Raw genomic sequence first — 25,020 nt, forward strand, 5'->3', positions numbered from 1 at the left:
TAAAAGCGTCAGCACAACTTTTGCTATAAGCAACTGTGTGGGTTAGTGCACAACTACGCATTATCTTGAGCTTTTAATAGTATTTATTTTAGTTTTATGTCTAAAAACTATATATTGCTCTAATAATTACTAAAGTTATGGTAACGGAATATATTGATAAATTGCTGTCTGTGGAAGAATATTCTTTTTCCCTTGATGAACTATTGGAAAAGACCACGAAGAGCAAAAATGCAATTTGGCTGGAATTGGCTCATTTAATTGAAAAGAACAAAGTCATTAATTTAAGAAAAGGTTTTTACCTAATACTCACTCCCAGATATTCCAATTTCGGAAAACTACCCATAAGTCTCTATATCGATAAACTTTTTGATTATTTAGACCGTAGTTATTATTTGGGTTTTTATAGTGCCGCAAAAGCTTATGGTGCAAGCCATCAACAAGCCCAGCACGATTATGTAATGACAGTAACTCCCAAACTATTGAATATTCAAAAGTCGGCCATTAATATCCGGTTTTTGACCACTTCCGCTTGGCCGGAAAAAAATATACTTTCCAAAAAATCAGATGCCGGTATTTATCATATTTCCAGTCCGGCGTTGACCTTGGCAGACTTGGTGCATTATCAAAATAAATTGGGGGGGCTGAACCGGATGCTATCCACCATCGAAGAATTGTTGGAAGAAGTTACCCATAATGATCTTGATGATTTATTGAGTTGGTATGGCAATAAGGCAACACTCCAACGACTGGGTTTTTTATTGGATGAAATAGATCAAGAGAATAGTTTGTCCAATTTAATTTTTCAACATTTGGAAAATCAAAAAATACATCCGGTTTTATTGAAGCCGACCAACCAACAACGACCTGGTTCGGTGGATAATAAATGGAAGGTAGATACCAACCTACAGTTAGAAAGCGACTTATGATTTCAAAACCTTATATAGCCCAATGGCGGGAAAACGCACCTTGGAAAGAATTTGCACAGGTTGAACAGGATTTAGTCATTAGCCGAGCATTGGTGGCAATTTTTGACGATGATTTTTTGAGGGAGAACCTCGCTTTCCGTGGTGGTACAGCCTTACATAAACTTTATCTCAACCCCGCTCCAAGGTATTCCGAGGATATTGACCTTGTACAGGTTAAGGAAGGCCCTATCAAACCCATTATGAAGCGCATAGGCGAGGTCATTACTTTTTTTGAGGAAGATAGGCGTACACAGGTAAAAGGGGGCACGGAGCAAAAGCGCTGTACCGTTTTACATCGGAATATGAAAATGAGCGTCGCCGGCTCAAGATAGAGATCAACTGCAAAGAACATTTTAAGGTACTGAAGTGAATGGAATTCTCGTTTGATATAGATAACCCCTGGTTTTCGGGAAGAGCGGATATTAAAACATATAAAATCAATGAACTTTTGGGCACGAAGTTAAGGGCACTCTATCAACGAAGTAAAGGAAGGGATTTGTTTGATCTGGATTATTCCAGACAAAATGTAGATATCGACATTGATGAAATTATCAAGTGCTTTAAGGCTTATATGGAATTTTCCGTTGGCAAAGTCCCTTCACAAAAAGAGTTCCTCCTAAATATGGAAGCCAAAGAAAACGATGCAGCTTTTGAAGGTGATATGGAAGGCTTGTTACGGCCGGAAATCCAATACGATCAAAAAGCTGCGTTCCATTGGTTGAAGGAAACGGTAATTCCACAAATGTAACTATTTCAAAACGGCCCTTTCTCCCTTGGCCCTTGCTGCGTAACCTTCCATTGACCATCTACCTTAAGCAGTTTGAATAATTCAGGATTTTCTTCATAAGAGGTTGTAAACCTTACCCAAGCGGTCTTATCATCGGAAGTTTCTTCCAAAACTTTAAAATTGGAATCCCCTGATTTGCCTGCGGTCATCAAATCCTGTATCATTTTTAGACCTTCAAAACCTTCGGGGGTGGTATGTTTCTTTAGGGTTGTATTATCTTTATTGTAGAAACTTTCCACCACGATTTTTGAAGTTTCGCTCGGCGAAAGATCTTGTTTCCCAGCACAGGACAGAAAAAGTGCTACTAACGAAAAAATGGCTATTCTTTTCATATCTAAGTTAATTTGGGTTATTGATAAATCTATGCGATATTTTTAATTTTAAGTGCCTTTCCCCGTTCTTTTCGTTGATCTCTAAAACCGCCCTGCGGTCATTGCTTATCGAAAATTTTGGCAGCACGTAAACCAGTCTAACGGTTTCATTTTCAACTACTTTGGTAGGCAGATTATATTTAAAAATAGGCTCTTGATAAAGACTTTGCAATGATTTCTTTTTACCCTTTTGTCTCGTCTCTACCGATAATTTTAAGAAATTCAGATCGTAATCCAAGGTAGATTTATTTTCAATCTGGATTACGAAGTAAAGCTCTTCCTTATCAAAAACAATGTTTTCAATACTTAAAACGATGCCCTCATTTCGCTTTTTTATACGACCAATCCGTTGCTTTCGATCAATTAAATAGGAACAAAATTTTTGGTAATAATAGACCTCATTTCCCAACTCCTTCTTAAACACAACTACTTTTGTCGAATCAGCAACAATAGGCTTTTCATTGCCGATGCTTTTAGACTTCGGTATAAAATAATTCAGTCTATCAAGCTGTTTCTTATACCTTACAATATACGAAAAAACTGAACCATTTCTATTGACCACCAACAGATTACTTTCCATTCCCGGCTTTGCTTGGAGCAATCCAAAATACTGTTCTTTCTCGCGATTGTAGGTGAATACAAAATTGTCTGATCCCGTAATTCCCTGACGTATGGGTTCTGGGAAGAACAAGGCCACGTTCTTTTGGTCATTGGCATAAATGGTATCGAGTGTGATAGGTGTTTGCGCTTTTGCGAAGGCTGTACCGCACAGAAATATTGAGATAAAAATATAATTTTTCATAAGAGTGAGTTTTTAAATGCCCTACTTGTCCCGAATTCAGTTCGGGATTATGGGGTCATAATTTAGGCTTTAGGATTAGTCTGTAATTGTTGAGTACGGTAACCTTTACGTTCCGGTGGTTGCGCTGAAATATCTTTTTGAAACCGCTTACTTGTGGTACACCCGTAATGTTTATGTCATCCACCATATCGCCTACAACTTCGCTGGTTACCTCTGCACGAAAGTTGTTTTCCACATAAATGCCATCGCTACCATCCTGTAGATCGAATGCTTTCAGTTTTGTGGGTTGATGTTGAATGTTCTCGATCTCAATCAAAACCCGATTGGGCTGAAAACTGATAAAACCGTAAATTGGAGTGTTTTTTGGAATCCGTTTGCTATTGATGGTGGCGGTTTTGGTCAGGCGCATCCGCAAACGCGAATTTGCCTTGACTACTTGGTCACCATCTACAACGGCATAGATTACAGCATCCGTTGAACCGGACACGGAAACAGTGCTTTCCTTGGGATCGGAAGCAAAAAACAACTGGTGTTCCAGCCCCATTTCCTTTGCAGCAATTTTTTCTTCCGCTTTTATTGCAGCGGAGTCAACCACTTTTGCGACCTTGACAACAGTTTTCTTAACCCCAATATTCCGATAATTTTTTTCGGAATACTTGATTTTCCCTGCGGAGTAGATACTATCCACAATGCGTTCCTTTTCCTGTTCGGGCAAATCTGGATCGTAAAAGCCGAGGGAATCGATCAGCTTTTCATCGTAGATGCTTGGTGCGTTGGTTTCCCGCACTTCCTTAAGATCATTGATGGCATCCAGTTTGGAATCGTACTCCTTTTGATCTTCTTCCAATGCGGGAACCGACGTCTCTTTAAGGTTTTCGTTTTCACTTTCATCATTGCCCATAACCATAATGGAATAGGAAATCAGGAAAATGAATACTACGGCAAGCACCGCTGCAAAGACTATTTTGTTCTTTTCTATCTTCATAATCATTGGTTTTTAAATGCCCATTATGGGCTTTCAATTTTCATTGTTCAGTTTTTTAAGGGATTTTTCAAAATAGTTCGTAATCAACAATCCGTGTGGATTGTTGGGGAAGTTTCGGTCGACCGTAATCAGGTTTCCGGTGGAAACCAGTTCATAAGTATCGATAATCGAACCCCGATTGATTTCAAATACGGTAACCGTCTTGAAGGTGTAAACTCCATTTTTTTCCTCGACTTGGGAATCGATACTGACCACCTTTTGGACTAATGAATATTGCAGTAACCGATTATAGACACCATCGGCCTTCTTTTGGCGATAGAGATTGTCCACGGAACTGTTACCCAACCAAAGTGCCTTTTCCAAGTTCTTTTCATAATTGCTTGCATCAATGTTGTAGAAGTAATTGTGGAACAGTTCCAAATGGGCCAAGGCTTCCACCTTAAAGTTTTCCTTTTGGGTAACGAGTTTTAGGGGAATAATACTTCCATCGGTATTGATCGCAAAGGCATTGTTCAGGACTTTTTTATTGATGTTGAATACCATCCAAACGGCAAAGAAACTGGACAAAACGGAGCAAATGACAACGGCCAAGACGATGAACCGATTAATTCTAAGGACTGCGTAAATATTTTTATAAGGTGTTTTCATTTGTATGGGTTTTAGGCAGTAAATAATTTTAGGGTAAATGAGGTCGCGCGCCGGTAAAGTTTGAATTTTAGAAAGACGATAAATCCTACCGAACCAAGCTGTACGACCGGGGCAAAAAAGCCGCTACCAACGTCAGTTCCAAATAAGTTCGTCCAGAAATTGGTATTTATCTCGGTATAAAGCGCATTGACGAATACATTGACCAGAAAGAACGCAGGTACCAGCATATAAACAGCAGCGTACAATTTGAAAAAGTTATAGGCGAGCGAACGGAACTTTTCAAAAACGGCAAGGCTTATGACCAATGGGAAGAATGCCTGCATTATTCCCAACAAGAAGAAACGTTCCGCAAGGAATAATGGGTAAATGAACAAATCGAGAATCCATAATATTGTACTCACGACGAAGGCAAATATCTTAAAACCGAAAAGTGGTGTTACCAAAGCTTCATAAAGCAAAGACATTGCGGCCTGGGCTGCTTTTATAATATTTACCTCTTCCTCAATGGGAATATCCTGCATCTGCAAGGGCAACAAAGCCGGAGCAGTTCCCCGATATTGTACTTCGATGGCCACCAGAATACCGTCAAAAAAGCCCAATACCTGTGTTGAAAATATGACCAGAAGAACGACCGCGAAATTTTTGATCAGTTCCGCTGGACTTAATCCCCAAGTATAACTACCCTGATCTGTAACGCCCTCATTATATTTTTTGAGGATGTTGATCAGAAAGAACAGTACGGCAAGCGTTTTCATTCCCGCAATGGTATATTGTGAGAAGCTGCTGTTCTGTATGGTCTGGAAAACGGTATCAACGTATTCCAAGCCTATCCCTAAAATGATTGCCGCGGTCATAATTAATATCCTGTTTCCCTATTATTGATTTTATCCTGCATCTTGCGGAAAGAAATTATATCTCGGTATCGTTTAGTTTTCAATGTGATTTCCGAAACCATTTCTTTCGATTCCAGTTCTTTTTCTTTCAAGATTTCTGCACGTTCGGCATCGCTCATTTTTAGATAATCACTTGATAAAACTTGATCAATAAAGTCAACCGTTTCCAAGGAGTTTTGAACTATGGCATCGAACGATTCCACAACTCTGCTAACTTCATCTGGTTTGATGTAAGGCGAGTTCAGGATATCCTGTAGGTCATTTTGCATTACATTGATAAGGCGCTGATTATTCTGACCAATTTCTTGAACAGCTCTTAACTGTTGTACCACGTTTGATACTTTCTCAATGCTTTCCTTCGCATCTTTTAGGAACTTTACAGACTTTATCATTTGAGCCGTCTGTTTCCCAGATTCTATAAGTTGCTTTACCAAGCTGATAAAATTGGTATTGTCATAAGTAGGCATTCCTTGCGCTTTCATATTGAAGCTGAACAGTAATGCCATTGCGAGAATTAAGAGTTTTGTTTTCATTGTTTATATATTTTAAGATGAATATTCCGTGATTGCTTTTTCCATATCCTGATGTTTTTCGAAAAGCTTCATTATTTCTTCATTTTCCTTTCCATCCGTGAGATAAGCGGCATATACTTCCTTGGGAACTTCAAGCCTAAAAATGTTACTCTCCTTACCAATCTTGATGAACATTTCAGTGTACTTTCGTTTTCCGGAAAGATTGTTCTTGATGGATTTTAATTGGTTTAAATCGTGGCTTGATAGGTTAAGCCGCTTGACAAGTTCCGCATAGCCTTTCTCGTTGTTCAGGCTGTAGATAACCTGTGTATTTTCTAGGATGCTTGCCGAAGTTGAATTATTTGGAAGTTGATTGATGGATTGCAGAATAATCCCAATCGCTCCGTTCTGTTTACGGATGGCCTGATAGTAGAATTCAACACTTTCCAGTACGTTTTCAAACTTCAACTGCTTGGCAAACTCATCGAAAAGGATGATCCCCTTTTCCGCACGGTTCTTCCAAATGGTTCGTTGGATGGCGGACTTAATGAGCTTCAACATTACGGACAGGATTTCCTTATTGTCCTTTACTTCGTCCAGCTCAAAAACGATCAAACGTTTATCCTCGATTTTATAGGTCTGGTCTTCTCTGACTTCAAAGAGGAAGCTATATAGCCCATCGCCAACATACTCCGACATCACGTGCAAGAAGCCCGTAACATTGAAGTAGTCCCGATGGATTTTAAGTTTACCCAAAAGGTCTTTTTGGTTGCGCTCGATAAAATGATAAAAACCATCCAAGGAGTGGTTTTCTAAAGTGCTATCATAATAATGGCGCAATATTTTCTTGACGGAAACAGATTGTGCCTTGGTTACTTTTAAATCGGAAGCGAACAGCTCAAATAGGAACACCGATAAATCTTCCAAGCGTTCCGGTGTTAGGTCATTGATATCGCTGATGTAAAATGGGTTGATTCCCAGGTTCTTTCCACTTTCATAGCGCAAGACGGTGTACTGTTCTGGATAGAGTTTGGCGAATTTGGTATAAGAACCACCCAGGTCGATGATGACCAGGCGAACACCACTTTCAAAATATTGTCGAAGGATATTGTTTGCTAAAAAGGATTTGCCTTCACCGGTGGGCGCGAAAATGGCAAAATTCCGTGCCTTGATTCGCTTTTTTTGTTCGTCCCAGACATCTTTGAGAACAGGAATATTATGTTCCCGGTCGTTAAAGATGATTCCGGTAGCATCCGATTTGTAGTTGGTGTTATTGATGAACAGGCAAAGCGCGTGTTTCAGATCGGTTACGTACAGATCATTATTCGAGAAATTGGAAGAAAAACAGCAGTAGCTGTTCAGAATGTAATTCTTACGTTCCTCGCCCCGTGGATAATAGGGAATAATATCCAATTCCTTAAACTCGGTTTTTATTTTAGAAGAAATTCTATCAAGGCTCCGGGCCTCCCGGTCCCAATAGACAATATTCAAATGACCACGAATAATCCGGGCATTATCATCGGCATTGATCTGGTCAAGAATGTGCTGGATTTTTCCAAGTACCACTTTGTTTTGCGAACCAAAGTTGGAACTTTTGTTCAGTTCCTCGACTTTCTTATCGAGCAGCTTGCGCCACTTTTGTTTATCGTCCAGATAAAGAATTTGGTTGACGATGTGGTTTTCGTTTAGCGTAAGCCCTAAACCATCAATAAACCCTTGATGAAATACAAAATCGTCAGAAGTGAATTTCTCATTGGGCTTGCTGCTCTGTACACTTTCGCCAAAGCACAGTTCGCTGTTGATGGCCAGGGCATCAAAATAATTTTCGCCTATATTGACGTTTTTCTTTTCAAGTAAAATATCCGTATCAAAACCTTCATTGAAGCCATTGAAATACCCATTGGTCAGTTGCTCAATCCCTTTCGCTTCAAGCGGAAGAAATTCCATTTTACGGCTATTGTTGATAAAGGAAACCGAATCACTTACCGAGCCGATAAAACGTTGCACGGTATCATCGAGTTCCCTAATAATACTCTTTGAAACCTTTCGGAAAGGGTTGACATATTTTGGATTGTTGAGCGCTTTATTCTTGGTCAGGATAAAGAACAGGAAGCAGCGGTGCTCCATATACTCACGCCCTTTAAAATGGTCGTGAGTCGCCTTTTCCAGAAAGGTTTTACTGGGCAGTTGTTCCGAAGAGTAGGATTTTTTCAAATAAATGTCCTGTTTATGGATTACCGTACCCACGGGTAATGACTTCAAAGCCTGAAACCAAGCCCCGTGCATATCCTCAAAATCTTTTTCGGACAAGGAATAAATCTCGGGCAAATTGCCTTCGTAACATAAGACTACGTTGCCATTGTTGGCAAAAATGATATTGTCCTGAATATCTGCGATGGGTCGGTATGCCGAAAGGTTAATCTTATTCATAATCGATGTCGGAGTTTCTTTTGTTACTGATGATTTTAGGGAATGCTTTCGCTATCTGGAAAAGCTGTGGATTGCCGGTTATCCGGGTCAAAGCGATATACAAAGCTGAATTGAAAAGCAATACGCCAATGATAATCCCGAAGCTGAACGAGAAGATGATGACCAATAGTGAAGCGAGAATGGAAACCATCATTATTGCAAACAGGGAAATCGGCAGTCCGAAAATGACCGCCCGTTTCCTGATGTTTTTATAGACCTCGAACTTTTTCATAGGTACAGTTGATTTAAAATCACTCTTAAGGGTTTAGACCACGATACCGATTAGGTAGGTAAAGATGCCGACCACAGCTCCTGCAATCAATACAAAAACGAGAACACGGGTAATCCCTTTTTTAAGGTCTGCATTTTCCCCAAAGAAATGTCCTGCGTTGAACAGGAAACCAATCAGGAAGATTACACCAAGGATTATTGGAAAAATTGTCCTGATGGTGTTGGAAACATCGTCAACTGAATCTTCGATTCCTCCAATTTGTGCAAAAAGTGATGTTGATAGCAACGAGAGAAAAGTTGCCAAGTAGATTGATTTTTTCATAACGGAACAGTTTAAGTTTTCGATTCGTTTTCGTTAAGGGAAAAGTACATATATTTGTATTCAAATACTTGAAAATCAAATATTTGTGAATAAAATATTATTTGATACTAATTGAATTCCGTTGCCATTATTTGACATCAAATTCTATGGATTTTGGAAGGTAGATTGTTGATAACCCAAAGATTGAAAATGAAAAAAGTGCTCAAAAACGTCAGTTTTGTCTTTTTGCTCCTAAAAATGTGCATCGTTTTTGGGCAGAAACCAGCAACTCAAAAACGAATTGTTATTGATGTTGGTCACGGCGGAAAAGATTCCGGTGCGGTAGGAATTAATTTCGTACAGGAAAAGGATGTCGTACTGAACATCGCTCTGGAAGTTTTAAGGCTTAACAAAAAGTCAAAAACACCGTTGGATATTTTTTTGACCCGGTATAACGATACGCTTATTTCATTATCTGATAGAACCAAGTTGGCAAAGGCTCTTAAAGCTGATTTGTTTATTTCCTTGCATTGCAATCATTCAGATAATGCTAACGCAAGAGGCATTGAAGTTTATGTGACTAATACTAAATCTCAGTTTTCAGGCCTCTCAACCTTGCTTGCTTATCTGTTGCAGGCTTGTTTTAAAAAAGAATTGGGTTTTGAGAGTAGAGGCGTGAAGTTTGCGAATTTTCAGGTGCTTCGAGAAAGTGTTGATTACCGCCCTGCTGTTTTAGTAGAAGTTGGATTTCTTTCCAACGAAGATGAAGGGTTCTATTTTTTGCAGCCTTCTAAAGTCAAGGCCGTGGCGATGGCTATTTTAAAAGGAATCTATAACTACTCAAATAAACGATTATGAAAGACATATTCATCGAAACAATTAAAAGCATCCGAGAAGTATTGAAAGTTTTTTTGTCAGAAGTTCTAAGGCAGATTTATGACCTGAAAAATAAGAAATGAGTATTTTTATACAACAAGTTCATCACCAGATAAAAAAGCATAATGGAAACTCAAATGTACGGAACAAAGGAAGAACAGGAAAACGCTATTCGTTACTACGATAAGCTTTCCGTCATTTACGATTACATCTCAAATTGGTATTATAAAAAAGCCAGGAACTATGCCATCAAAGAGCTTCAACTCAAAAATGGACAGACCGTATTAAACGTGCCCTGCGGAACAGGGGTCAACTTTAAATATTTCAACGAATATTTGAACAATACAGGACTTATCATTGGCATTGACCTGTCGAGTGGAATGCTTGATAAGGCCAAACAAAAAATAGAAAAAAACGGTTGGACAAATGTCAAAATAGAATTAAACAACGCCACAAAAATTGATCAGAATTGGCTTGATTATCGGGATGAACAAATTATCATCGACTCCGTTTTTTGCGACCTTGGTTTGTCTGGGCTGCCCGAATGGCGAAACATAATCGACAATATGATTTCAATTTTAAAACCAAACGGTAGAATTGTTATTCTCGACTGGTATCTTGAAAAACCAAGTTTAAAGGGCGATTTTGTAAAATGGATTGGGAAAGGCGAAGTGGACAGACCAATATACCAATATTTAGAGACGAAGGTTTCCAATTTTAAAGTGGATGATAGTTTTAATTATGGAGGTGTATTTGTCGCTTCCGGTAGTAAGCCCGAATAAACCTTATACACTGTTTATGAAAAAGCATTCAATTTAAATTTACTTTTTGTATCACCAGCCTACTCAAAAGCTATCAAATTAAAAAATCTAAGTTTTTTTGCACTTCATTAATTTAGTATTTGCTTAAATAAGAAATAAATGTAACTTTGTGCTATGGAAAATAATTCTTGCATAAGACAACAAGCCGATATTGAACAAATAAATCGTTGCAAAAACACAGTTTCAGAATTAAATGAATCGTTCGACTATTTAGCGAATGGACTTTCTTTAGTTGGAAACAGCGTAAGACTTAAAATACTTTACTTACTCTTTGAGGAAAAAAAACTTTGTGTTTGTGATTTAAGCGATATTCTTGGAATGAACATTTCTGCTATTTCCCAACACTTAAGGAAAATGAAAGACCGAAATCTATTAGAAACCGATAGAGAAGCTCAAACGATTTTTTACTCACTCACGGCTGAATACGAAAAATTACTAAATCCATTCTTTGAGATACTTGATAAAAACAAAATTTTAGAGGCGATATGAAAAGTGAAAACAAATTAATTGGTGCAGGTTTGTTAACTGCAATTACAGCTTCATTATGTTGTATTACACCCGTTTTGGCTCTAATCGCAGGAACAAGTGGAATTGCTTCAACATTTTCTTGGATAGAACCTTTTAGACCTTATTTAATTGGACTGACAATTTTAGTTCTTGGTTTTGCTTGGTATCAAAAACTAAAACCTCGAAAAGAAATGGACTGTGAATGTGAGACGGACGAAAAACCAAAATTTATACAGTCAAGAACCTTTTTGGGAATTGTAACTGTATTTGCAATTATAATGATGGCTTTTCCATACTATTCAGGAATTTTTTACTCAAACACAGAAAAGCAAATAATCGTAGTTGATAAATCGGACATTAAAACAACGGAATTTACAATCAGCGGAATGACCTGTGCGAGTTGTGAAGAACACGTCAACCACGAAGTGAATAAACTAATCGGAATAGTAAGCTCAAAAACGTCCTACGAAAATGGAAACGCAATCATTGAATTTGACAGAACCAAATCTAATGAGGCGGAAATTGAGAAAGCAATTAACTCAACAGGCTATAAAGTAACTGACAAAAAAGAAATCAATTAGTATGAAAGAATATGATGTATTTATAATTGGTTCGGGAATGGCAGGAATGACCATCGCCAATAAATGCGCCTCAAAAGGCCTGAAAGTCGGGATAACGGATGAATTACCTTACGGTGGCACTTGTGCATTGAGAGGTTGTGACCCCAAAAAAGTAATTATAGGCGCTACGGAAGTACGAGACTTTGCCAAACGGCTTAAAGGTAATGGCATTGACACCATACCTAAAGTCAATTGGAAGGACATAATGGCCTTTAAACAATCCTTTATGGATGAAATGCCACTAAAAATTGAAAACGGATATAAAAAAAATGGAATAGACACCTTTCATAGTTCAGCAAAATTTCTGTCAGAAAACACATTGGAAGTTGGAAAGGACAAAGTAAAGGCTAGCAAAATTGTAATCGCATCGGGTTCCAAGCCAAGGGTTTTAGAATTTGAAGGTGGTCATTTTGCCAAATCCAGTACCGATTTCTTGAATTTAGCAGAATTGCCAAAATCTTTATTATTTATCGGTGGTGGATATATTGCTTTTGAGTTTGCACATATAGCGGCTCGATGTGGAGCAGAAGTAACTATTGTTCATCGTGGAGAAAGCCCTTTGGAAAATTTTGAACAGGATATTGTGAAACATCTTGTTTCTGCTTCAAAAAAATTAGGTATAAAGCTCGTATTAGAAACAGAAGTTACTTCTATTGAAAAAATGAATAACAAGTATCGAGTGAAAGGTCAATCCGCAGAGAAAACTGCATATTTTGAAGCTGAAGCTGTTTTTAATTCTGCCGGCAGACCACCAGCAATTTTTGATTTGAATTTAGAGAAAGCAAAGATAGCCTTTACAAAAAAAGGTATTACGATGGACAAATACCTTCAAAGTACTTCAAATCCATACATTTATACAGCGGGCGATGCCGCATATTCAGAAGGTTTGCCCTTAACGCCAGTTGCAGTTTTGGAAGGTCATACTGTTGCTTCAAATATAATTAAAGGCAATTCTAAAGAAATAAGTTATCCACCAATGCCAACGGTAGTTTTTACTTTGCCTACTATGGCTTCTGTTGGCTTTACTGAATTGAAAGCGAAAGAGCTGAATTACAACATTAGGATAAACTATAAAGGGGTTGGCAATTGGTTCAATGCTAAACGCTTGAATGTAGAAGAATATGCGTTCAAAACTATAATTGACAATGAAACCCAAACAATTTTGGGAGCGCATTTAATCGGACCACATACAGAAGAAACCATAAATCTCTTCGCAATGGCCATAAAAACAAAGATGAAGGTTAATGATATTAGAACAATGATTTTCTCATATCCAACATTGGCTTCGGACATAACACATATGCTTTAACAAAAAATCGAATGGAAACTATATTAAAATCAGAAATTACCTGTCCAACCTGCGGACATAAAAAAGTAGAGGAAATGCCAACAAACGCTTGTCAATTCTTTTATGAGTGTGAGAATTGTAAAACGGTTCTAAAACCAAACGAAGGAGATTGTTGTGTTTATTGCTCTTATGGAACTGTACCTTGTCCACCAATTCAAGAAAATAAAAATTGTTGCTAATGCAGATTATTAAATCAATTCCCATATTCATTTTAGCAGGACTTTGCGAAATCGGTGGAGGTTATCTTATTTGGCTATGGTTGAAGGAAGATAAGCCTATTTGGTATGGTTTAATAGGAGGCCTACTTCTTGCATTTTACGGTGTGGTTGCAACTTTGCAAACCGCAAGCTTTGCGAGAGTTTATGCAACTTATGGCGGAGTTTTTATTGTAATGTCACTACTATGGTCGATGAAGTTTGACAATTATTCGCCCGACAAATACGATATAATAGGAGCATTGATTGCATTATTGGGTGTTTGCATTATTTATTACGCACCGAGAAATTGAAAAAAAAAACAGAAGCAAGTATACTTTGAATAGTGTCAGTTTTTTTCAAATCTATTTCCGCTTGTCCCCAGCCCCTTTATCAAAGGCAATTAAATTAAACAATTCCCGCATCCGGCTGCGAACACGGTTTCCGTAACGTTCCTCCAATTCTTCTGCATTCAGGTTCGTTGTCGCGTGAGTCTTGATTTTGTGTTTGGTCTGTAGGAACAGCTCGTATCTGGATAGTAGAACTTCACCCATCACATTGAGATCCTTGCCATAAAACCTTCCGGCCGGTTCAACGCCCAGATCGTCAAAACAGAAAAACTTCGTATTTCCATAGTCTTCAATGGTTTTAAAACCAAGATGGTTAAAACTGAATGCTACATTCCGGCAAGGGATCATTTCATAAGGGCGTTGCAACGGTACTAAATGCCGTAAAAGTTTCAATAAACTGGTTTTACCGCACCCAACGGGCCCAGAAAGCAAAATGCCTTTTTCAACATCGATATCAAATTTTTGGCAGTTTTCCTTGTCCTTGATGAAGTAGGAACAGAGCTTTAGCAAAATATCCTTGTCCTCTTCATAAATTTTAAATTTCTTTCCAAAAAGCAGCTTTCCCTTGGCATTCAAGTAAATTAGGATTTTCGGGAAATCGTAAAGCACGCATTTCCCGTCAAATTTGCCCAGCGAATATTCCACGCCGCCTTCGGTTATTTTAGAGGGGTTGTCCATAATCCTTGGTTTTAGTGGTTTTGAGGTTGTCCCGATTTAGGGAGGCTCCCTTTTTGTTTGGTTTGTTTTCTTCGGCAAACAATTCGGTTCTATCCATCCAATTTGTGGCCAATGCACGCCAATCCCTGATTGTTTTCCCATCGCTTGTTTTCCAATCATTGGCTTCATAATGCGCAAAGAATTTTTTTCCTTCATCAGCATTAAAATCTTTTTCAATAAAAAAATCTAAAACGGCCTGCCTGCCCTTTGGCTGTTTATTAATGTTTACCTGTTTGGTATTGTTTATATTAGATACCAATGCTTGTCCACTCACGGGACGGTGCTGGTACACAGCTTGTCCGTTGCTGGGACGGTGCTGGTACACTACCGGTTCACGTATGGGACGGTACCGTTCCGCAAGCTGTTCCAATTCGGGATTGTACCGTCCCATATCCGGTTCATCACTTGTCCCGATAATGGCCATCTTGATCTTACTCCCTTTGTATGGATTATTGGATGGGAAATAGGATAGGTATTCCCACAAGTTTAGGTCGGTAACGCAGCGATGATAGGTAGATTTAGAGCCTATTTTGGCCACGCGCATCAGTTCCCTGCGGTTCACAAAAAACTCATCAGCAAATCGGCTGCTGTTCCATTCTTGGAACAGAGCCATATAAAGGCTGATATGCGTTGGGTTCAAGCGGTCATCGAAGAAGAATTTTTCAAAAGCCGCATTGAGTAGCTTTATATAGTTCATCGCCTAAGAATTTAATCCGTGCTGCACACGGTTGGCCGTCATCACGTTCTGGATTTCCTCGGCATCGTAGTAGATGATGCCACCCACTTTGGTGTAGGGCAACGTGCCATTAATGCGTAGGTTTTGTAAAGTTCCTGGGCTTACTTGTAGTAAATCCATTACTTCAGAGGATTTTAGGTACTTTTTTAGCTTTCCTTTAGACTGATTGGTAAGCAGTTTTTTAATATCATCGAGTAATTCCATTTTGAATTCACGAAGATCGTCTGTGGTAATAATACTTGTAGGCATAATAGAACGGTTTTAAAAGAAAGGGACTACCAAAAGGTTAAACATTTTAATTGATAGCCCCTCGCAGGATTTGACTTTCGTTCTACAAATTTGGCCTGGTTTAGTGGATTTTATTCCCCATAACGACCGTAGTACGGACAAAATTTAACATTTTGAAATTCGACTGATTATGATAGGTTTTGGGTCTTTTCTTACGGAAACTATGAGATTAAAAGAATCAGATTAAATGGAGAATCTTAAAAAGCAGGATTTCGATAGGTCAACCGTAGTACGGACTTTTTTTAACAGTTTTTAGAATTATTCTTCACTCTTGTTCATCTCAGAAATTAGGGAGGTACTTAGTGAATCCAGAAACAATGTTCTGCTGTGTTTTCTATTTTTTATGTCTTGGTAGGTATTGTAAATTTTTGCGGTAGGTTTAAAATCAAAAATCTCTTGAAGCTTATTGGAGAGTTTGATGATACTTAAATCATTTTGATTTGTTATTCCGGCAAAACTTAAAGCATAAACTAGCTCCACCCAATCGGTATTGGTAAATGGCCAGGGGATTTTTTCTGTATTCGATTTAACACTTTTCTCATTTAGATTATTTTTGAGCTTAAATAATCGCTCATCCAAATAGACAACCAATAAATTGTATGCTTTAAATTTACCTAAGAGCATATCCCTTGGGGTGCAAAACTCGGGATCCTGAAAGTAGAATTTTGAAGTGGTTATATGATAAGTGTCCAAATAATCACGTGTATAATATTCCTTATCAAAATGGGTAGCTTTGGAATTGACATACTGCCCGAAATCAATATTATAGAGAAAGAAACGGTTAAGCTTGCCAATTTTCTTTTTTAGGAATTTAAGTTGGGCTTTTTTGTCAACTTTTGGAAATTGAATTTCTAAAGAATGGATTTCTGAGAAATAAATGAGCTGTACCAGCGGGATTTGTTTAATGTTCTTAAAAAAGTCTATCTCTTGTTCTAGGGAACCAAATTCATTTGCAATAATTTCCTTTTTGAACAAACTAAGAAGATTACGGCATACTTCAATAGAACGAAAAGCCCTATTCAAAATATCATTGTTTTTAAGCTTAATTTCGTTCAGTCCTTCCAGTAGTATTTCTGCTTGTAACTGTAAATCCATCACCCATCATTTTACAGATCATTTTTAAAGAGTTTAAGTGAATTCATTTAAAGATAAATTTAAAACAATAAAATACAAGTGAATTACAGCGTATTTGGCTACGTAAAAACCGTATTTTCCTACGGAAATCTATTAAACCTGAGTATTTATAGGTAAATAATAGAATACTATCCTAACTTATTTTTTGAACTTTTTACGAAAGCCTAATAAGAATTGTCGCCTATTTTTCACCCCTGTTTTCTTGTAGATGTTAGATGCGTGCTTAGATACTGTACTTTCGGCAATATATAAATCTTTGGAAATTTCTTTATAAGACTGATTACTTAAAATTGATAAAGCGACTTCAATTTCCCGTTTGGTTAAGTTTTCATAAACTATTCTGTCCTTTGCAGGATATTCATTTTGTTTTTTGTTCCAATCAAAAATTTTATGCATTTTACTCTTATTCTCAAGTAGGTAAAGATACCTTTCTATTTCAATGGCGGTAATAGCGTAAAAAGCCAAGTTCATTACAGTAAAAGTTAACCATTGGTAATCACCAATTACTGTTAAAATAGGTAGTAATGCGATACAACTTACGCTTAGGATTGAAAATTTATTTCGCCTTAGAAAAAAGCAATTGGGATTTTCGAGGTTTGATATTCTTTTATAAAAGAACCAAAGAAATACAAAAGCCACTATTGATATGGGAACTGTAAAAAGTACTCTAGCCCAATAAAGGGAACTGGTAAGAAAGTAAGGAATAAGAAATAATAAGATAAAACTACTAATTGCCAGAATTATCAAATTTTTAATTGAAAAATGTATTCTAACAACAAGAATATCATATTCTTTATATAAGTAGTATATTAAGTAAATGCAGAGGGTTATAGCTACACCGTAAGTAATAATATATTGAAGGATGAATGGGCCTGGAAAGTTTTCAAAGGGTAAAAACCCCCCTGTGCCATTATATGCTATAAAAAGTAAACCAAGCTTTAAAAACCTAAAATGGTTACTCCTAATTTTTTTAAATGAATGGTGGTAAAACGTAAACGATACGATGAGAGTATCTATTAAAAGATAGAAGAAAGTTGTCCAATGTATCGGTGTGCCAAACATTTTTAATTTTTATTTTTGGACATAAATTTGTTGGTATCTGTATTCTTGGTAACATCCTTCCAATGAAAAATTTTACCATTCATAGCAATATATACATCGGGCTTTAGAAATTGTAAAGAGCTAATGGCAAACCCTAAATTGAAAGAGGCATCCGTATCTTTAGAGTTTCCTATTATAAATGAGCCTACGAGAACAATAGTTTTTTCAAGGCCCTTATTGCCAAGGTAAAATGCGGTATCTTCCATCGTAAAAGTGCCGTGGGTTATTAAGATTTTTTCCGCATTGGAAGCTTTTATTTTTTTTAGTAAAAACATCCTGTCTTCATCGGTAATTGATCGGCTATCTTTGGCGAATGCTTTTTCGATAATGTAGGGAAAGGAAACATTGGCAGAATCAAGAAACTCCCGAATAGTGATTTTACTTTGCTCTAAATTATTTTCTGGGTTTTCATAATCCAGGCCTTCAATAGTTCCCCCTGTGGTGATAATATGAATCATTTTATAAACTTTATTAGTTTGTAAATCCCTTGGTTACTCAATGCTTATGAATATTCCCTTTTAGCACAAAAAAGTAAAGCAGAAATGAGGCAATAACCAAGAGGACAAGTACAATAACTCCCTTGACTTTATCTTTTTTTGTGATTTTGTTTTTAGCTGGTTTTTGAGCTTTTTTCTTTCTTCTATTTCTTCTACTTTGAGACATCTTGTTAAACTATTTCCAATTCATTTTCTGTAATCTTACGGCGTTGAGTATTGCTAAAAACGCCACTCCAACATCGGCAAATACGGCCTCCCACATTGTCGCCATTCCAAAGGCACCTAATGCCATAACGGCAATTTTAACCCCGAATGCCAAGCCTATATTCTGCCAAACGATTCGTCTGGTGGAACGCCCAATTTTAATGGCTTGGGCAATTTTAGAAGGCTGGTCGGTCTGGATGATGACATCTGCGGTCTCAATGGCGACATCGCTGCCCAGACCTCCCATAGCCATACCTACATCGCTGGTCGCAAGTACAGGAGCATCGTTGATGCCATCACCAATAAAAGCCACGGTAGTGCCGGTGACTTTTTGAAGCCGTTCCACTTCGTTGAGTTTATCTTCCGGTAATAATCCTCCCATTGCACTATCCACACCCATTTCCCTACCAACTTCTTTGGTAATGGAATCCTTGTCACCAGAAAGCATTATGATTCTTGATATTCCCGCTTTACGGATTTGTTTGATTGCTTCGTGGGCATCTTCCTTCAGTTCGTCGGCAATGGTCACGTAGCCTGCAAATTTCCCATCAATTGATACCATTACAATAGATTCTACAATGGTTTCAGTTTCCGCAGGGACTTCTATATTGTTTGAGGTCATTAAAGCCTTATTGCCCACTAAAACCGTTTTACCGTTTACTGTGCCTTTCAAGCCTTTTCCTGCCACCTCAGATACTTCGGAAGCTTCAAAATCCGCACCTTTGGTCTTATATTCCAATATCGCCTTGGCAATGGGATGGGTGGACTGTTCTTCCATCGCCATCAGGTATTTCATAAATTCCGCTTCCGCGAAAGTGTCATTATTAACAACATCCTTGATTTTAAAGACCCCTTTGGTAACCGTTCCCGTTTTGTCCATTACCACGGTATTCACTTTGGTCATTGTATCCAAGAAGGAAGCTCCCTTAAAAAGAATACCGTTGTGCGAGGCTGCTCCCAAACCACCAAAATAGCCCAATGGAATCGAAACAACCAATGCGCAGGGACAAGAAATAACAAGGAAGATCAAGGCACGGTACAACCAATCTTCAAAGATGTAATTCTCGACAAATAGATAGGGTACAAAGGTCAGTCCAATGGCAAGGAATACCACGATGGGGGTGTACACCCTCGCGAATTTTCTAATGAACAGTTCCGTTTTTGATTTACGGGCGGTGGCATTCTGTACCAAATCCAGGATACGGGCAATTGAACTGTCCTTGAATTCCTTAGTGGTCTCGATTTCAATAACTCCATCGAGGTTGATACTTCCGGCAAAAACCTTGTCGTCTTTTGCAACGGTATCGGGTTTGCTTTCGCCGGTAATGGCAGCAGTATTCAACGAAGCTTTTTCGGATAACAGTTTACCGTCCAAAGGGATTTTCTCGCCCACCCGTACCTGAATCTTATCACCAACCTCGACCGTTTCGGGGTTGACGGAAACAAAATCGCCATCACGATATACCAAAGCTTCATTGGGACGCACATCCAAAAGGGCTTTTATATTACCCTTCGCTTTTTTGACCGCAGCACTTTGAAAGAGCTCGCCGACCGCGTAAAAAAGCATTACTGCCACGCCCTCGGGATATTCGCCTATGGCAAATGCCCCCAATGTTGCGAGTGACATTAAAAGGAATTCGGTAAAGAAATCCCCATTTTTTATACTTTTCCAACCTTCAATAATAACGGGAAACCCAACAGGAATATAGGCTACAACGTACCAGATTATTCGAACCCAACCCTCGAAAAACGGGAAGGCATCAAAATAATCGATGACAATACCCGCAATCAGCATTACAAAACTGAAAATAGCGGGTAGGTAGGTTCTAAATTTTGATGCTTTTTCCGGACTACTGTGGTTATGGCCATCATCGTGGCTGTGTTCGCCAGAATGTTTCCGGGTATCGATATCCCTTAGATTTTGTTTTTTCTTCATCGTGATTTTATTATTCCAGACCTTGATAGGGTTTATATTCTTTGTCCCCAAATTCTTTTTCGATTTGCAGGGTGGTATGGGTTATTTCAAATTTATCGTGCAATTGTTCCCGGATATCGTAGATGAACTGATCCTCGTGCCCATCAGGAACGACCAGATGGGTAGAAAGTGCCGTTTCCGTGGTACTCATTGCCCAGATATGTAAATCGTGTACTTCTTCGACCCCTTCGATATCCATTAAGAATTTTTCCACTTCATCGATGTCGATGTTTTTGGGAACGGCATCAATGGCTATTTTTACGGAATCCCTCAAAAGTCCCCAGGCACTATATAAAATGACCAGTACAATGACCAAACTAAGCGCAGGGTCTATCCACGTCAATCCTGTGTATTTAATGGCAAGTCCACCAAGAAGCACTCCTAAAGTTACCCCGGCATCGGCGGCCATATGTAAAAATGCGCCACGTATGTTCAAATCGCCTTTTGAACCTTTCCAAAAAAGGAAAGCCGTACCGGTGTTTACCACCAAACCAATAGCCGCTACAATCATTACGATGTTACCGGAAATTTCTGCCGGATTTTGGAATTTTTGAATGGCGTCCCAAGCGATCAGTCCCGCAGCCGCAATGATGATAAGCCCATTGATCATCGAAGCCAAAATGGTCGTTTTTCGTAAACCATACGTATAGCGTTTTGAGGGTCTTTTAGTCGCTATTTTAATTGCCGCCCAGGCCAGGATCAGACTAAAGACATCGCTTGCATTGTGGGCTGCATCTGCAACGAGGGCTGAAGAATTGACCATAAAACCATAATACAACTCGACGACAACATAAATAGTGTTCAAGGCTATGCCTATGCCAAAAGCCTTTCCGTAGTTCTGTGAACCGTGTGAATGATCGTGTGCCATAATTATCTAATTTATTTTTTTATCCATTGTTTAGCTGTTTTTCTATCTTCTAAACTAAAATAGTTGATCTCGGCGTTTGTAAATGGTTTCATAAATTGGGCAATCCAATCCTGCCATTTTTTTTCACCCACCATCGCTATTTTTTCATAATCTTTTGCGTGGGCAGTATCCATTTTTAGATCTTCCCACAGGCCTGGAAAATCCCAGCCGGTAAAATTCTCCATTTCAAAATACCAGCGTACGTTTAATCCTTTGTCCAAAATAGCATGAATAATGGGATGTACCTTCTCAATATCCATTTCGGATAAATCTCCCGATGCTCTGGTTGCAATAATATTATCTCCTGAAATCTCTATAATTTGTAACATATCTATTTTTATTAATTATTAACCGCCTAAATCGTAAAACCATTCTTCAGCTTTCATAATTCCTTCTTTTATGGCATTTCCCTTAGTATAATTCTTTTCTATAACCAGACTTTTAGCAATTTCCAGGGCTTTTTCCTTCACTGCAGGATGGAGGCCATCCAAACTGGCTTTAAATTCTTCAAAGGTCCATTCCATAGCTTCATTTTAATGGTTGAACAGTTCTTTTTCTTTTTCGGGATCCATCTCATTCCTTGACTTTTTGTCCAAAAAATAATCCAGTACGATGCCCAATATAATTGCGCCCACAAAAGCAATATACACCTGCCAGTTAAACTGAACTACCAAAGACAAGCTAATGATTATGGCCAAAATGGGTAGGATAGGTACTTTTCCTATGGAAAGGGGAACTTTAAAGGGCCTTTCTTTGTCAGGTGCTTTATAACGCAAAACGATGAGTGCAATATTCACAGCTACAAAAACGAGTAACGCCCCTAAAGAGGACATTCCTGCGACAATTTTAATATCTCCCAATAACAAAAATGCCGCTACCGCAGCCATAACCACCAGTGTAGTTACCCAGGGTACTTTCTGTGCATTGGTCTTGGTCATAAATTTTGGAAGCTCGCCCACGCTTGCCATACCGAAAAGCAACCTGCTAATGGAAATAATGCCACTAAAAGCCGCATTAGCCGTAGCAAAAAGTGCCGCAACTGCCAGGGCTACGGGCAACCAGGAATTTAAATTTGAAGCGGCCAGCGACAATGGGGAATTTACCTTTGCTATTTCTGCGGGGTCACTTATATTGAGTACCGTAAAAGATATTAGTAGGTATATAATTGTGGTAAACACCATTGTCAATAAAAATGCCCTCGGAATCGTCTTGCCCGGATTTTTTACCTCGGAACCCAATGCTGCCATATGCTCAAAGCCGGTATAAACAAAAAATAAGGTAGCAGTCGCTGCCAGGGTGCCGGAAAAGGACTCCACTTTAAAAAATTCTGATTTTGGTGGTCCTGTTTCCAAAAGTCCGACCGCAATAAGAATAAACAATCCCAATAGCTGAATACTGACCATAATGATATTGGCGGTAGATGATTTTTTGATGCCCGTAATGCTTATCAATGCAAGAATCAGTAGCACAGCATAGCTAACCAGTAAGGAAGGGATGTTAAAAAACGTATTGAAATACCCTGAAAAAGCAAGTAGCACCGCGGCGATGGTGGCCGAACTGTGAAATGCAATCGTCCAACCTGTTAGAAAAGATGGAATGTCGATTTTTGGAAACGCTTTCCGTACAAAAATGAATTCTGCACCGGCATTAGGATAGGTAGAGGACAGCTCTGCATACGACATTGCCGAGACACTGGCCGCAATGGCGGCAAAAATAAAACTCAACCAAAGGTCTGTTCCCGCCTGTCCAGCGGCTGCACCAATTACAGTATATATTCCAGCACCAACAATGGTACCTACACCATAAAAAGTAAGGCGAAGAGTACCCAGAGATTTTTTTAATTCTGCCATAATACTATTAGTAATATATTATCCATTTCTATCTAAATTCCTTTTTTCCATCTCTGCCTTTACGATGCCACGCTCAATAGCCTCTTCTTTTGAACAATTTTTGTTCAAATAGAAATCCCTTGCATATTTTAATGCTACTGCTCTAATATTTTCATCCAGCACATTAAGCCTCTCCTGGTAATCCTTAAATAAATCCTCCTTCATTTTAAAATAGTTTTAGAACAAAAAACACCATAGTTAAAAGATATACAATATACGCTGCATCGAAAACGAATATCTGCCATCTGCTGAACCCGTGAAGTTCCTTGCTTTGATGGACAAATACTGAATATAAAAGCGGCATCAGTCCTACAAAAGCCAGGTTGACCCAAAACAACTGGAAATCTTCGATTGGGGTCGTTACCAGTGCCAGGGGGAAAAATGCCACTGTCATGGTAACGGCATTATCTGCAATCACACTGGTGGTACCCGCAGTCACTTCACCTCCCTTTACCACACTCCATGTTTTAAATATTTCAGGGGCGGTAGTCATAATTCCGGTGATAAACAACCCTCCAACAATTTCGGAAATATTCAGTGCCGAAACAATATTTTCGGTAGCTTTTACAATAAAAAAAGCCCCCACGGCTATGGCCAGGGCCCCTGCAACCGAAAGCCATATTTTCTTTTTATCCCATTCTACCTTCTGACCCTTTTCCCTGCCTTTTATAATGGCATGCGTTAAAAAAGCCGCATAGGCAGCCAGCATGATCCACCCATCAATGGGTTGTAATCCACGCCAGGCTTTTGGAAGGGTTAGTATAGCTACCAAAGCAATGATTGCCAGATAGGGGATGGACAATACCGAGACAGAACGTTTGTTCAGGGCCAGCAGGTTGGCATCCAAATGTTTTTGATGTTCCTTATTGTTTTTAAACTTTCTTCTGGAAGCAAAGTATGCAATGGTTACCATGAGCGGAATGGAAATTATATTGGAACCAAGCAAATTCCCCAACCCGATATCAGATACCCCACGGGCGGCGCTCGTAATATTTATCGCCACTTCAGGGCTCGCTGTTACAATAGCCAGGAAAGCTGCCCCTGCAGAAGCAGTAAGCCCCCATTGCTTACGCAGCATTTTTAAAGGGGTAAGGAGTTGGTCCGCGCCCCAATGGGCAGCCCAAGCTGCCAATCCCAATACTACTACCCAAAGCCAAGCGTTCATAACTAATCGATTTTTATAATTGTCCTGTTACTTTCAGTATATTTCAACTTTTTCTTATCCGATATTTTCTGGTCTTTTTTTTGTTGGCTTTGAAAGATCAGGAGTAAAATCACTCCCGTGCTAATCCAAACATCTGCGGTATTGAATACAGGGTCGAAAAAAGTAAATTCATTGCCTCCCCATAATAGCATCCATTCCGGAAGCCTTGTTTCAATAATTGGAAAGAACCACATATCCACCACATTGCCATTTAAAAATCCCGCATAACCACCGCCTGAGGAGAATATTTCTGCAATATTGCGAAGTGCGGGATCACTTTTTTCAAAAATCAGTCCGTAAAATGCACCGTCAATCAAATTGCCCAATGCACCTGCGTATATAAATGCGGCACAGATTATAAAGACTTTTGCATATCCTTTACGTATCATTTTTTTGATATAAAAGGTCCCCCAAATAACGGCTACGAAGCGAAATAGTATTAAAACAAATTTGGCCAGATATCCCTCGCCAAATTTAAAGCCCCAGGCCATGCCGGGATTCTCCAAAAAATGTAAGCGAAACCAATCCAGGCCAAACACAAAATATTCCTCGCCATAATAAAAATGGGTCTTCACATAAATCTTTATGGCCTGGTCTATTACCAACAACAGTAAAATCAATAATGCTACACTACTTTTATTCATAATTTCCTTATTGTTGCCCAACGTCTTGTGCAACATATATTTGC

Annotated in this window: 33 protein-coding genes; 11 read left to right on the forward strand and 22 right to left on the reverse strand. The window is 38.7% G+C overall.

Annotated features, from left to right (window positions below; translation table 11 throughout):
* Window positions 1-137 precede the first annotated feature (137 nt).
* The 3 genes from RM539_RS06070 to RM539_RS06080 are packed head-to-tail and all read left to right on the forward strand — an operon-like array spanning window position 138 to window position 1,713.
* The gene (locus tag RM539_RS06070) at window positions 138-926 is read left to right on the forward strand and encodes a type IV toxin-antitoxin system AbiEi family antitoxin domain-containing protein (protein ID WP_121665216.1); all 789 of its coding nucleotides are present in this window, start codon (window positions 138-140) and stop codon (window positions 924-926) included.
* A complete protein-coding gene (locus tag RM539_RS06075) occupies window positions 884-1,297 on the forward strand; it encodes a nucleotidyl transferase AbiEii/AbiGii toxin family protein (RefSeq protein WP_311502519.1) in 414 nt (137 codons plus the stop codon). The genes RM539_RS06070 and RM539_RS06075 overlap by 43 nt, the downstream gene beginning before the upstream one ends.
* A 38-nt stretch (window positions 1,298-1,335) precedes the next feature.
* Window positions 1,336-1,713, forward strand: a complete 378-nt coding sequence (locus RM539_RS06080) for a nucleotidyl transferase AbiEii/AbiGii toxin family protein (protein ID WP_262696551.1) — start codon at window positions 1,336-1,338, stop codon at window positions 1,711-1,713.
* A gap of 5 nt (window positions 1,714-1,718) precedes the next feature.
* Here the strand turns inward: RM539_RS06080 and RM539_RS06085 are convergent, their stop codons facing one another.
* Genes RM539_RS06085 through RM539_RS06115 form a run of 7 tightly spaced genes read right to left on the reverse strand, consistent with a single transcriptional unit; the run spans window position 1,719 to window position 8,393 of the window.
* Window positions 1,719-2,084 (reverse strand): hypothetical protein, encoded by a 366-nt coding sequence (locus tag RM539_RS06085; RefSeq protein ID WP_008612778.1) that lies wholly within the window; start codon window positions 2,082-2,084, stop codon window positions 1,719-1,721.
* A gap of 7 nt (window positions 2,085-2,091) precedes the next feature.
* Entirely contained in the window at window positions 2,092-2,925 is an 834-nt protein-coding gene (locus tag RM539_RS06090) for a DUF4138 domain-containing protein (protein WP_121665215.1), read from the reverse strand.
* Between the two features lie 55 nt (window positions 2,926-2,980).
* A complete protein-coding gene (gene traM / locus RM539_RS06095) occupies window positions 2,981-3,910 on the reverse strand; it encodes a conjugative transposon protein TraM (protein ID WP_008615579.1) in 930 nt (309 codons plus the stop codon).
* A 33-nt stretch (window positions 3,911-3,943) separates the two neighbouring features.
* Window positions 3,944-4,558, reverse strand: a complete 615-nt coding sequence (locus RM539_RS06100; protein WP_008615580.1) for a conjugal transfer protein TraK — start codon at window positions 4,556-4,558, stop codon at window positions 3,944-3,946.
* Window positions 4,559-4,569: 11 nt separating this feature from the next.
* The gene (locus tag RM539_RS06105; protein WP_121665214.1) at window positions 4,570-5,412 is read right to left on the reverse strand and encodes a hypothetical protein; all 843 of its coding nucleotides are present in this window, start codon (window positions 5,410-5,412) and stop codon (window positions 4,570-4,572) included.
* A 2-nt stretch (window positions 5,413-5,414) separates the two neighbouring features.
* Window positions 5,415-5,984: a conjugal transfer protein gene (locus tag RM539_RS06110; RefSeq protein WP_121665213.1), complete on the reverse strand. Its 570-nt coding sequence runs from the start codon at window positions 5,982-5,984 to the stop codon at window positions 5,415-5,417.
* Between the two features lie 12 nt (window positions 5,985-5,996).
* Complete coding sequence (locus tag RM539_RS06115; RefSeq protein WP_121665212.1) at window positions 5,997-8,393, reverse strand: TraG family conjugative transposon ATPase; 2,397 nt, start codon at window positions 8,391-8,393, stop codon at window positions 5,997-5,999.
* Window positions 8,394-8,398: 5 nt separating this feature from the next.
* Here RM539_RS06115 and RM539_RS20070 point away from each other — a divergent pair, with 5 nt between their 5' ends.
* Complete coding sequence (locus RM539_RS20070; RefSeq protein WP_432264612.1) at window positions 8,399-8,647, forward strand: hypothetical protein; 249 nt, start codon at window positions 8,399-8,401, stop codon at window positions 8,645-8,647.
* A 50-nt stretch (window positions 8,648-8,697) separates the two neighbouring features.
* Here RM539_RS20070 and RM539_RS06125 read toward each other — a convergent pair whose 3' ends face one another.
* Window positions 8,698-8,985, reverse strand: coding sequence for a hypothetical protein (locus RM539_RS06125; protein WP_031428457.1), 288 nt, complete (start codon window positions 8,983-8,985; stop codon window positions 8,698-8,700).
* 189 nt (window positions 8,986-9,174) lie between these two features.
* On the opposite strand from RM539_RS06125, the gene RM539_RS06130 reads away from it, so the two are divergent.
* From RM539_RS06130 to RM539_RS06160, 7 genes are all read left to right on the forward strand, one after another.
* The gene (locus tag RM539_RS06130; RefSeq protein WP_311502520.1) at window positions 9,175-9,822 is read left to right on the forward strand and encodes an N-acetylmuramoyl-L-alanine amidase family protein; all 648 of its coding nucleotides are present in this window, start codon (window positions 9,175-9,177) and stop codon (window positions 9,820-9,822) included.
* 143 nt (window positions 9,823-9,965) lie between these two features.
* Window positions 9,966-10,622 (forward strand): class I SAM-dependent methyltransferase, encoded by a 657-nt coding sequence (locus tag RM539_RS06135; RefSeq protein WP_311502521.1) that lies wholly within the window; start codon window positions 9,966-9,968, stop codon window positions 10,620-10,622.
* 153 nt (window positions 10,623-10,775) lie between these two features.
* Complete coding sequence (locus RM539_RS06140) at window positions 10,776-11,150, forward strand: ArsR/SmtB family transcription factor (RefSeq protein ID WP_311502522.1); 375 nt, start codon at window positions 10,776-10,778, stop codon at window positions 11,148-11,150.
* Window positions 11,147-11,749 carry a mercuric transport protein MerTP gene (gene merTP / locus RM539_RS06145; RefSeq protein ID WP_311502523.1) on the forward strand — a complete coding sequence of 201 codons (603 nt, stop codon included), beginning with the start codon at window positions 11,147-11,149 and terminating at the stop codon, window positions 11,747-11,749. The genes RM539_RS06140 and merTP overlap by 4 nt, the downstream gene beginning before the upstream one ends.
* A 1-nt stretch (window position 11,750) precedes the next feature.
* Window positions 11,751-13,097 (forward strand): dihydrolipoyl dehydrogenase family protein, encoded by a 1,347-nt coding sequence (locus RM539_RS06150; protein WP_311502524.1) that lies wholly within the window; start codon window positions 11,751-11,753, stop codon window positions 13,095-13,097.
* Window positions 13,098-13,108: 11 nt separating this feature from the next.
* The gene (locus RM539_RS06155) at window positions 13,109-13,315 is read left to right on the forward strand and encodes a GDCCVxC domain-containing (seleno)protein (RefSeq protein WP_121665204.1); all 207 of its coding nucleotides are present in this window, start codon (window positions 13,109-13,111) and stop codon (window positions 13,313-13,315) included.
* Window positions 13,315-13,644: a YnfA family protein gene (locus tag RM539_RS06160; protein ID WP_121665203.1), complete on the forward strand. Its 330-nt coding sequence runs from the start codon at window positions 13,315-13,317 to the stop codon at window positions 13,642-13,644. The genes RM539_RS06155 and RM539_RS06160 overlap by 1 nt, the downstream gene beginning before the upstream one ends.
* 51 nt (window positions 13,645-13,695) lie before the next feature.
* On the opposite strand, the gene RM539_RS06165 is transcribed toward RM539_RS06160, so the two are convergent.
* The 14 genes from RM539_RS06165 to RM539_RS06230 form a co-directional block, all read right to left on the reverse strand.
* Entirely contained in the window at window positions 13,696-14,358 is a 663-nt protein-coding gene (locus tag RM539_RS06165; protein WP_121665202.1) for a P-loop NTPase family protein, read from the reverse strand.
* Window positions 14,342-15,094 carry a hypothetical protein gene (locus RM539_RS06170; RefSeq protein ID WP_121665201.1) on the reverse strand — a complete coding sequence of 251 codons (753 nt, stop codon included), beginning with the start codon at window positions 15,092-15,094 and terminating at the stop codon, window positions 14,342-14,344. The genes RM539_RS06165 and RM539_RS06170 overlap by 17 nt, the downstream gene beginning before the upstream one ends.
* Before the next feature lie 3 nt (window positions 15,095-15,097).
* The gene (locus RM539_RS06175) at window positions 15,098-15,382 is read right to left on the reverse strand and encodes a helix-turn-helix domain-containing protein (protein ID WP_008615594.1); all 285 of its coding nucleotides are present in this window, start codon (window positions 15,380-15,382) and stop codon (window positions 15,098-15,100) included.
* A 297-nt stretch (window positions 15,383-15,679) separates the two neighbouring features.
* Window positions 15,680-16,516, reverse strand: coding sequence for an RteC domain-containing protein (locus RM539_RS06180; protein WP_121665200.1), 837 nt, complete (start codon window positions 16,514-16,516; stop codon window positions 15,680-15,682).
* A gap of 177 nt (window positions 16,517-16,693) precedes the next feature.
* On the reverse strand, window positions 16,694-17,026 hold the full coding sequence (locus tag RM539_RS06185) for a LuxR C-terminal-related transcriptional regulator (RefSeq protein ID WP_311502525.1): 333 nt from the start codon (window positions 17,024-17,026) through the stop codon (window positions 16,694-16,696).
* Window positions 17,027-17,619: 593 nt separating this feature from the next.
* Window positions 17,620-18,114, reverse strand: a complete 495-nt coding sequence (locus RM539_RS06190; RefSeq protein ID WP_121665198.1) for an asparaginase domain-containing protein — start codon at window positions 18,112-18,114, stop codon at window positions 17,620-17,622.
* Window positions 18,115-18,328: 214 nt separating this feature from the next.
* Entirely contained in the window at window positions 18,329-20,293 is a 1,965-nt protein-coding gene (locus RM539_RS06195) for a heavy metal translocating P-type ATPase (RefSeq protein ID WP_121665802.1), read from the reverse strand.
* Window positions 20,294-20,303: 10 nt separating this feature from the next.
* On the reverse strand, window positions 20,304-21,200 hold the full coding sequence (locus RM539_RS06200; RefSeq protein WP_121665197.1) for a cation diffusion facilitator family transporter: 897 nt from the start codon (window positions 21,198-21,200) through the stop codon (window positions 20,304-20,306).
* 11 nt (window positions 21,201-21,211) lie between these two features.
* On the reverse strand, window positions 21,212-21,568 hold the full coding sequence (locus RM539_RS06205; protein WP_121665196.1) for a SpoIIAA family protein: 357 nt from the start codon (window positions 21,566-21,568) through the stop codon (window positions 21,212-21,214).
* Between the two features lie 18 nt (window positions 21,569-21,586).
* Window positions 21,587-21,763: a hypothetical protein gene (locus RM539_RS06210; protein ID WP_162984854.1), complete on the reverse strand. Its 177-nt coding sequence runs from the start codon at window positions 21,761-21,763 to the stop codon at window positions 21,587-21,589.
* 9 nt (window positions 21,764-21,772) lie between these two features.
* Entirely contained in the window at window positions 21,773-23,089 is a 1,317-nt protein-coding gene (locus tag RM539_RS06215) for an APC family permease (RefSeq protein WP_311502526.1), read from the reverse strand.
* An 18-nt stretch (window positions 23,090-23,107) separates the two neighbouring features.
* Window positions 23,108-23,293, reverse strand: coding sequence for a hypothetical protein (locus RM539_RS06220; protein ID WP_013073443.1), 186 nt, complete (start codon window positions 23,291-23,293; stop codon window positions 23,108-23,110).
* Between the two features lies 1 nt (window position 23,294).
* A complete protein-coding gene (locus tag RM539_RS06225; RefSeq protein ID WP_121665195.1) occupies window positions 23,295-24,293 on the reverse strand; it encodes a sodium:calcium antiporter in 999 nt (332 codons plus the stop codon).
* Window positions 24,294-24,295: 2 nt separating this feature from the next.
* Window positions 24,296-24,976 carry a lipoprotein signal peptidase gene (locus RM539_RS06230; RefSeq protein ID WP_121665801.1) on the reverse strand — a complete coding sequence of 227 codons (681 nt, stop codon included), beginning with the start codon at window positions 24,974-24,976 and terminating at the stop codon, window positions 24,296-24,298.
* Window positions 24,977-25,020 lie beyond the last annotated feature (44 nt).

The sequence above is a fragment of the Autumnicola musiva genome (genome assembly GCF_031846585.1).
Classification (GTDB): Bacteria; Bacteroidota; Bacteroidia; order Flavobacteriales; family Flavobacteriaceae; genus Autumnicola; species Autumnicola musiva.

Coding starts and splice junctions, on each gene's coding strand:
- RM539_RS06125 (WP_031428457.1), bottom strand. CDS start 8,985: ATGAAAAAATCAATCTACTTGGCAACTTTTCTCTCGTTGCTATCAACA.
- RM539_RS06085 (WP_008612778.1), bottom strand. CDS start 2,084: ATGAAAAGAATAGCCATTTTTTCGTTAGTAGCACTTTTTCTGTCCTGT.
- RM539_RS20070 (WP_432264612.1), top strand. CDS start 8,399: ATGTCGGAGTTTCTTTTGTTACTGATGATTTTAGGGAATGCTTTCGCT.
- RM539_RS06155 (WP_121665204.1), top strand. CDS start 13,109: ATGGAAACTATATTAAAATCAGAAATTACCTGTCCAACCTGCGGACAT.
- RM539_RS06130 (WP_311502520.1), top strand. CDS start 9,175: ATGAAAAAAGTGCTCAAAAACGTCAGTTTTGTCTTTTTGCTCCTAAAA.
- RM539_RS06105 (WP_121665214.1), bottom strand. CDS start 5,412: ATGACCGCGGCAATCATTTTAGGGATAGGCTTGGAATACGTTGATACC.
- RM539_RS06220 (WP_013073443.1), bottom strand. CDS start 23,293: ATGAAGGAGGATTTATTTAAGGATTACCAGGAGAGGCTTAATGTGCTG.
- RM539_RS06135 (WP_311502521.1), top strand. CDS start 9,966: ATGGAAACTCAAATGTACGGAACAAAGGAAGAACAGGAAAACGCTATT.
- RM539_RS06185 (WP_311502525.1), bottom strand. CDS start 17,026: ATGAACTTGGCTTTTTACGCTATTACCGCCATTGAAATAGAAAGGTAT.
- RM539_RS06190 (WP_121665198.1), bottom strand. CDS start 18,114: ATGATTCATATTATCACCACAGGGGGAACTATTGAAGGCCTGGATTAT.
- RM539_RS06180 (WP_121665200.1), bottom strand. CDS start 16,516: ATGGATTTACAGTTACAAGCAGAAATACTACTGGAAGGACTGAACGAA.
- RM539_RS06200 (WP_121665197.1), bottom strand. CDS start 21,200: ATGGCACACGATCATTCACACGGTTCACAGAACTACGGAAAGGCTTTT.
- RM539_RS06080 (WP_262696551.1), top strand. CDS start 1,336: ATGGAATTCTCGTTTGATATAGATAACCCCTGGTTTTCGGGAAGAGCG.
- RM539_RS06195 (WP_121665802.1), bottom strand. CDS start 20,293: ATGAAGAAAAAACAAAATCTAAGGGATATCGATACCCGGAAACATTCT.
- RM539_RS06210 (WP_162984854.1), bottom strand. CDS start 21,763: ATGGAATGGACCTTTGAAGAATTTAAAGCCAGTTTGGATGGCCTCCAT.
- RM539_RS06165 (WP_121665202.1), bottom strand. CDS start 14,358: ATGGACAACCCCTCTAAAATAACCGAAGGCGGCGTGGAATATTCGCTG.
- RM539_RS06070 (WP_121665216.1), top strand. CDS start 138: ATGGTAACGGAATATATTGATAAATTGCTGTCTGTGGAAGAATATTCT.
- RM539_RS06215 (WP_311502526.1), bottom strand. CDS start 23,089: ATGGCAGAATTAAAAAAATCTCTGGGTACTCTTCGCCTTACTTTTTAT.
- traM (WP_008615579.1), bottom strand. CDS start 3,910: ATGAAGATAGAAAAGAACAAAATAGTCTTTGCAGCGGTGCTTGCCGTA.
- RM539_RS06150 (WP_311502524.1), top strand. CDS start 11,751: ATGAAAGAATATGATGTATTTATAATTGGTTCGGGAATGGCAGGAATG.
- RM539_RS06160 (WP_121665203.1), top strand. CDS start 13,315: ATGCAGATTATTAAATCAATTCCCATATTCATTTTAGCAGGACTTTGC.
- RM539_RS06230 (WP_121665801.1), bottom strand. CDS start 24,976: ATGAATAAAAGTAGTGTAGCATTATTGATTTTACTGTTGTTGGTAATA.
- RM539_RS06090 (WP_121665215.1), bottom strand. CDS start 2,925: ATGAAAAATTATATTTTTATCTCAATATTTCTGTGCGGTACAGCCTTC.
- RM539_RS06075 (WP_311502519.1), top strand. CDS start 884: ATGGAAGGTAGATACCAACCTACAGTTAGAAAGCGACTTATGATTTCA.
- RM539_RS06115 (WP_121665212.1), bottom strand. CDS start 8,393: ATGAATAAGATTAACCTTTCGGCATACCGACCCATCGCAGATATTCAG.
- RM539_RS06140 (WP_311502522.1), top strand. CDS start 10,776: ATGGAAAATAATTCTTGCATAAGACAACAAGCCGATATTGAACAAATA.
- RM539_RS06110 (WP_121665213.1), bottom strand. CDS start 5,984: ATGAAAACAAAACTCTTAATTCTCGCAATGGCATTACTGTTCAGCTTC.
- RM539_RS06175 (WP_008615594.1), bottom strand. CDS start 15,382: ATGCCTACAAGTATTATTACCACAGACGATCTTCGTGAATTCAAAATG.
- merTP (WP_311502523.1), top strand. CDS start 11,147: ATGAAAAGTGAAAACAAATTAATTGGTGCAGGTTTGTTAACTGCAATT.
- RM539_RS06100 (WP_008615580.1), bottom strand. CDS start 4,558: ATGAAAACACCTTATAAAAATATTTACGCAGTCCTTAGAATTAATCGG.
- RM539_RS06225 (WP_121665195.1), bottom strand. CDS start 24,293: ATGAACGCTTGGCTTTGGGTAGTAGTATTGGGATTGGCAGCTTGGGCT.
- RM539_RS06205 (WP_121665196.1), bottom strand. CDS start 21,568: ATGTTACAAATTATAGAGATTTCAGGAGATAATATTATTGCAACCAGA.
- RM539_RS06170 (WP_121665201.1), bottom strand. CDS start 15,094: ATGAACTATATAAAGCTACTCAATGCGGCTTTTGAAAAATTCTTCTTC.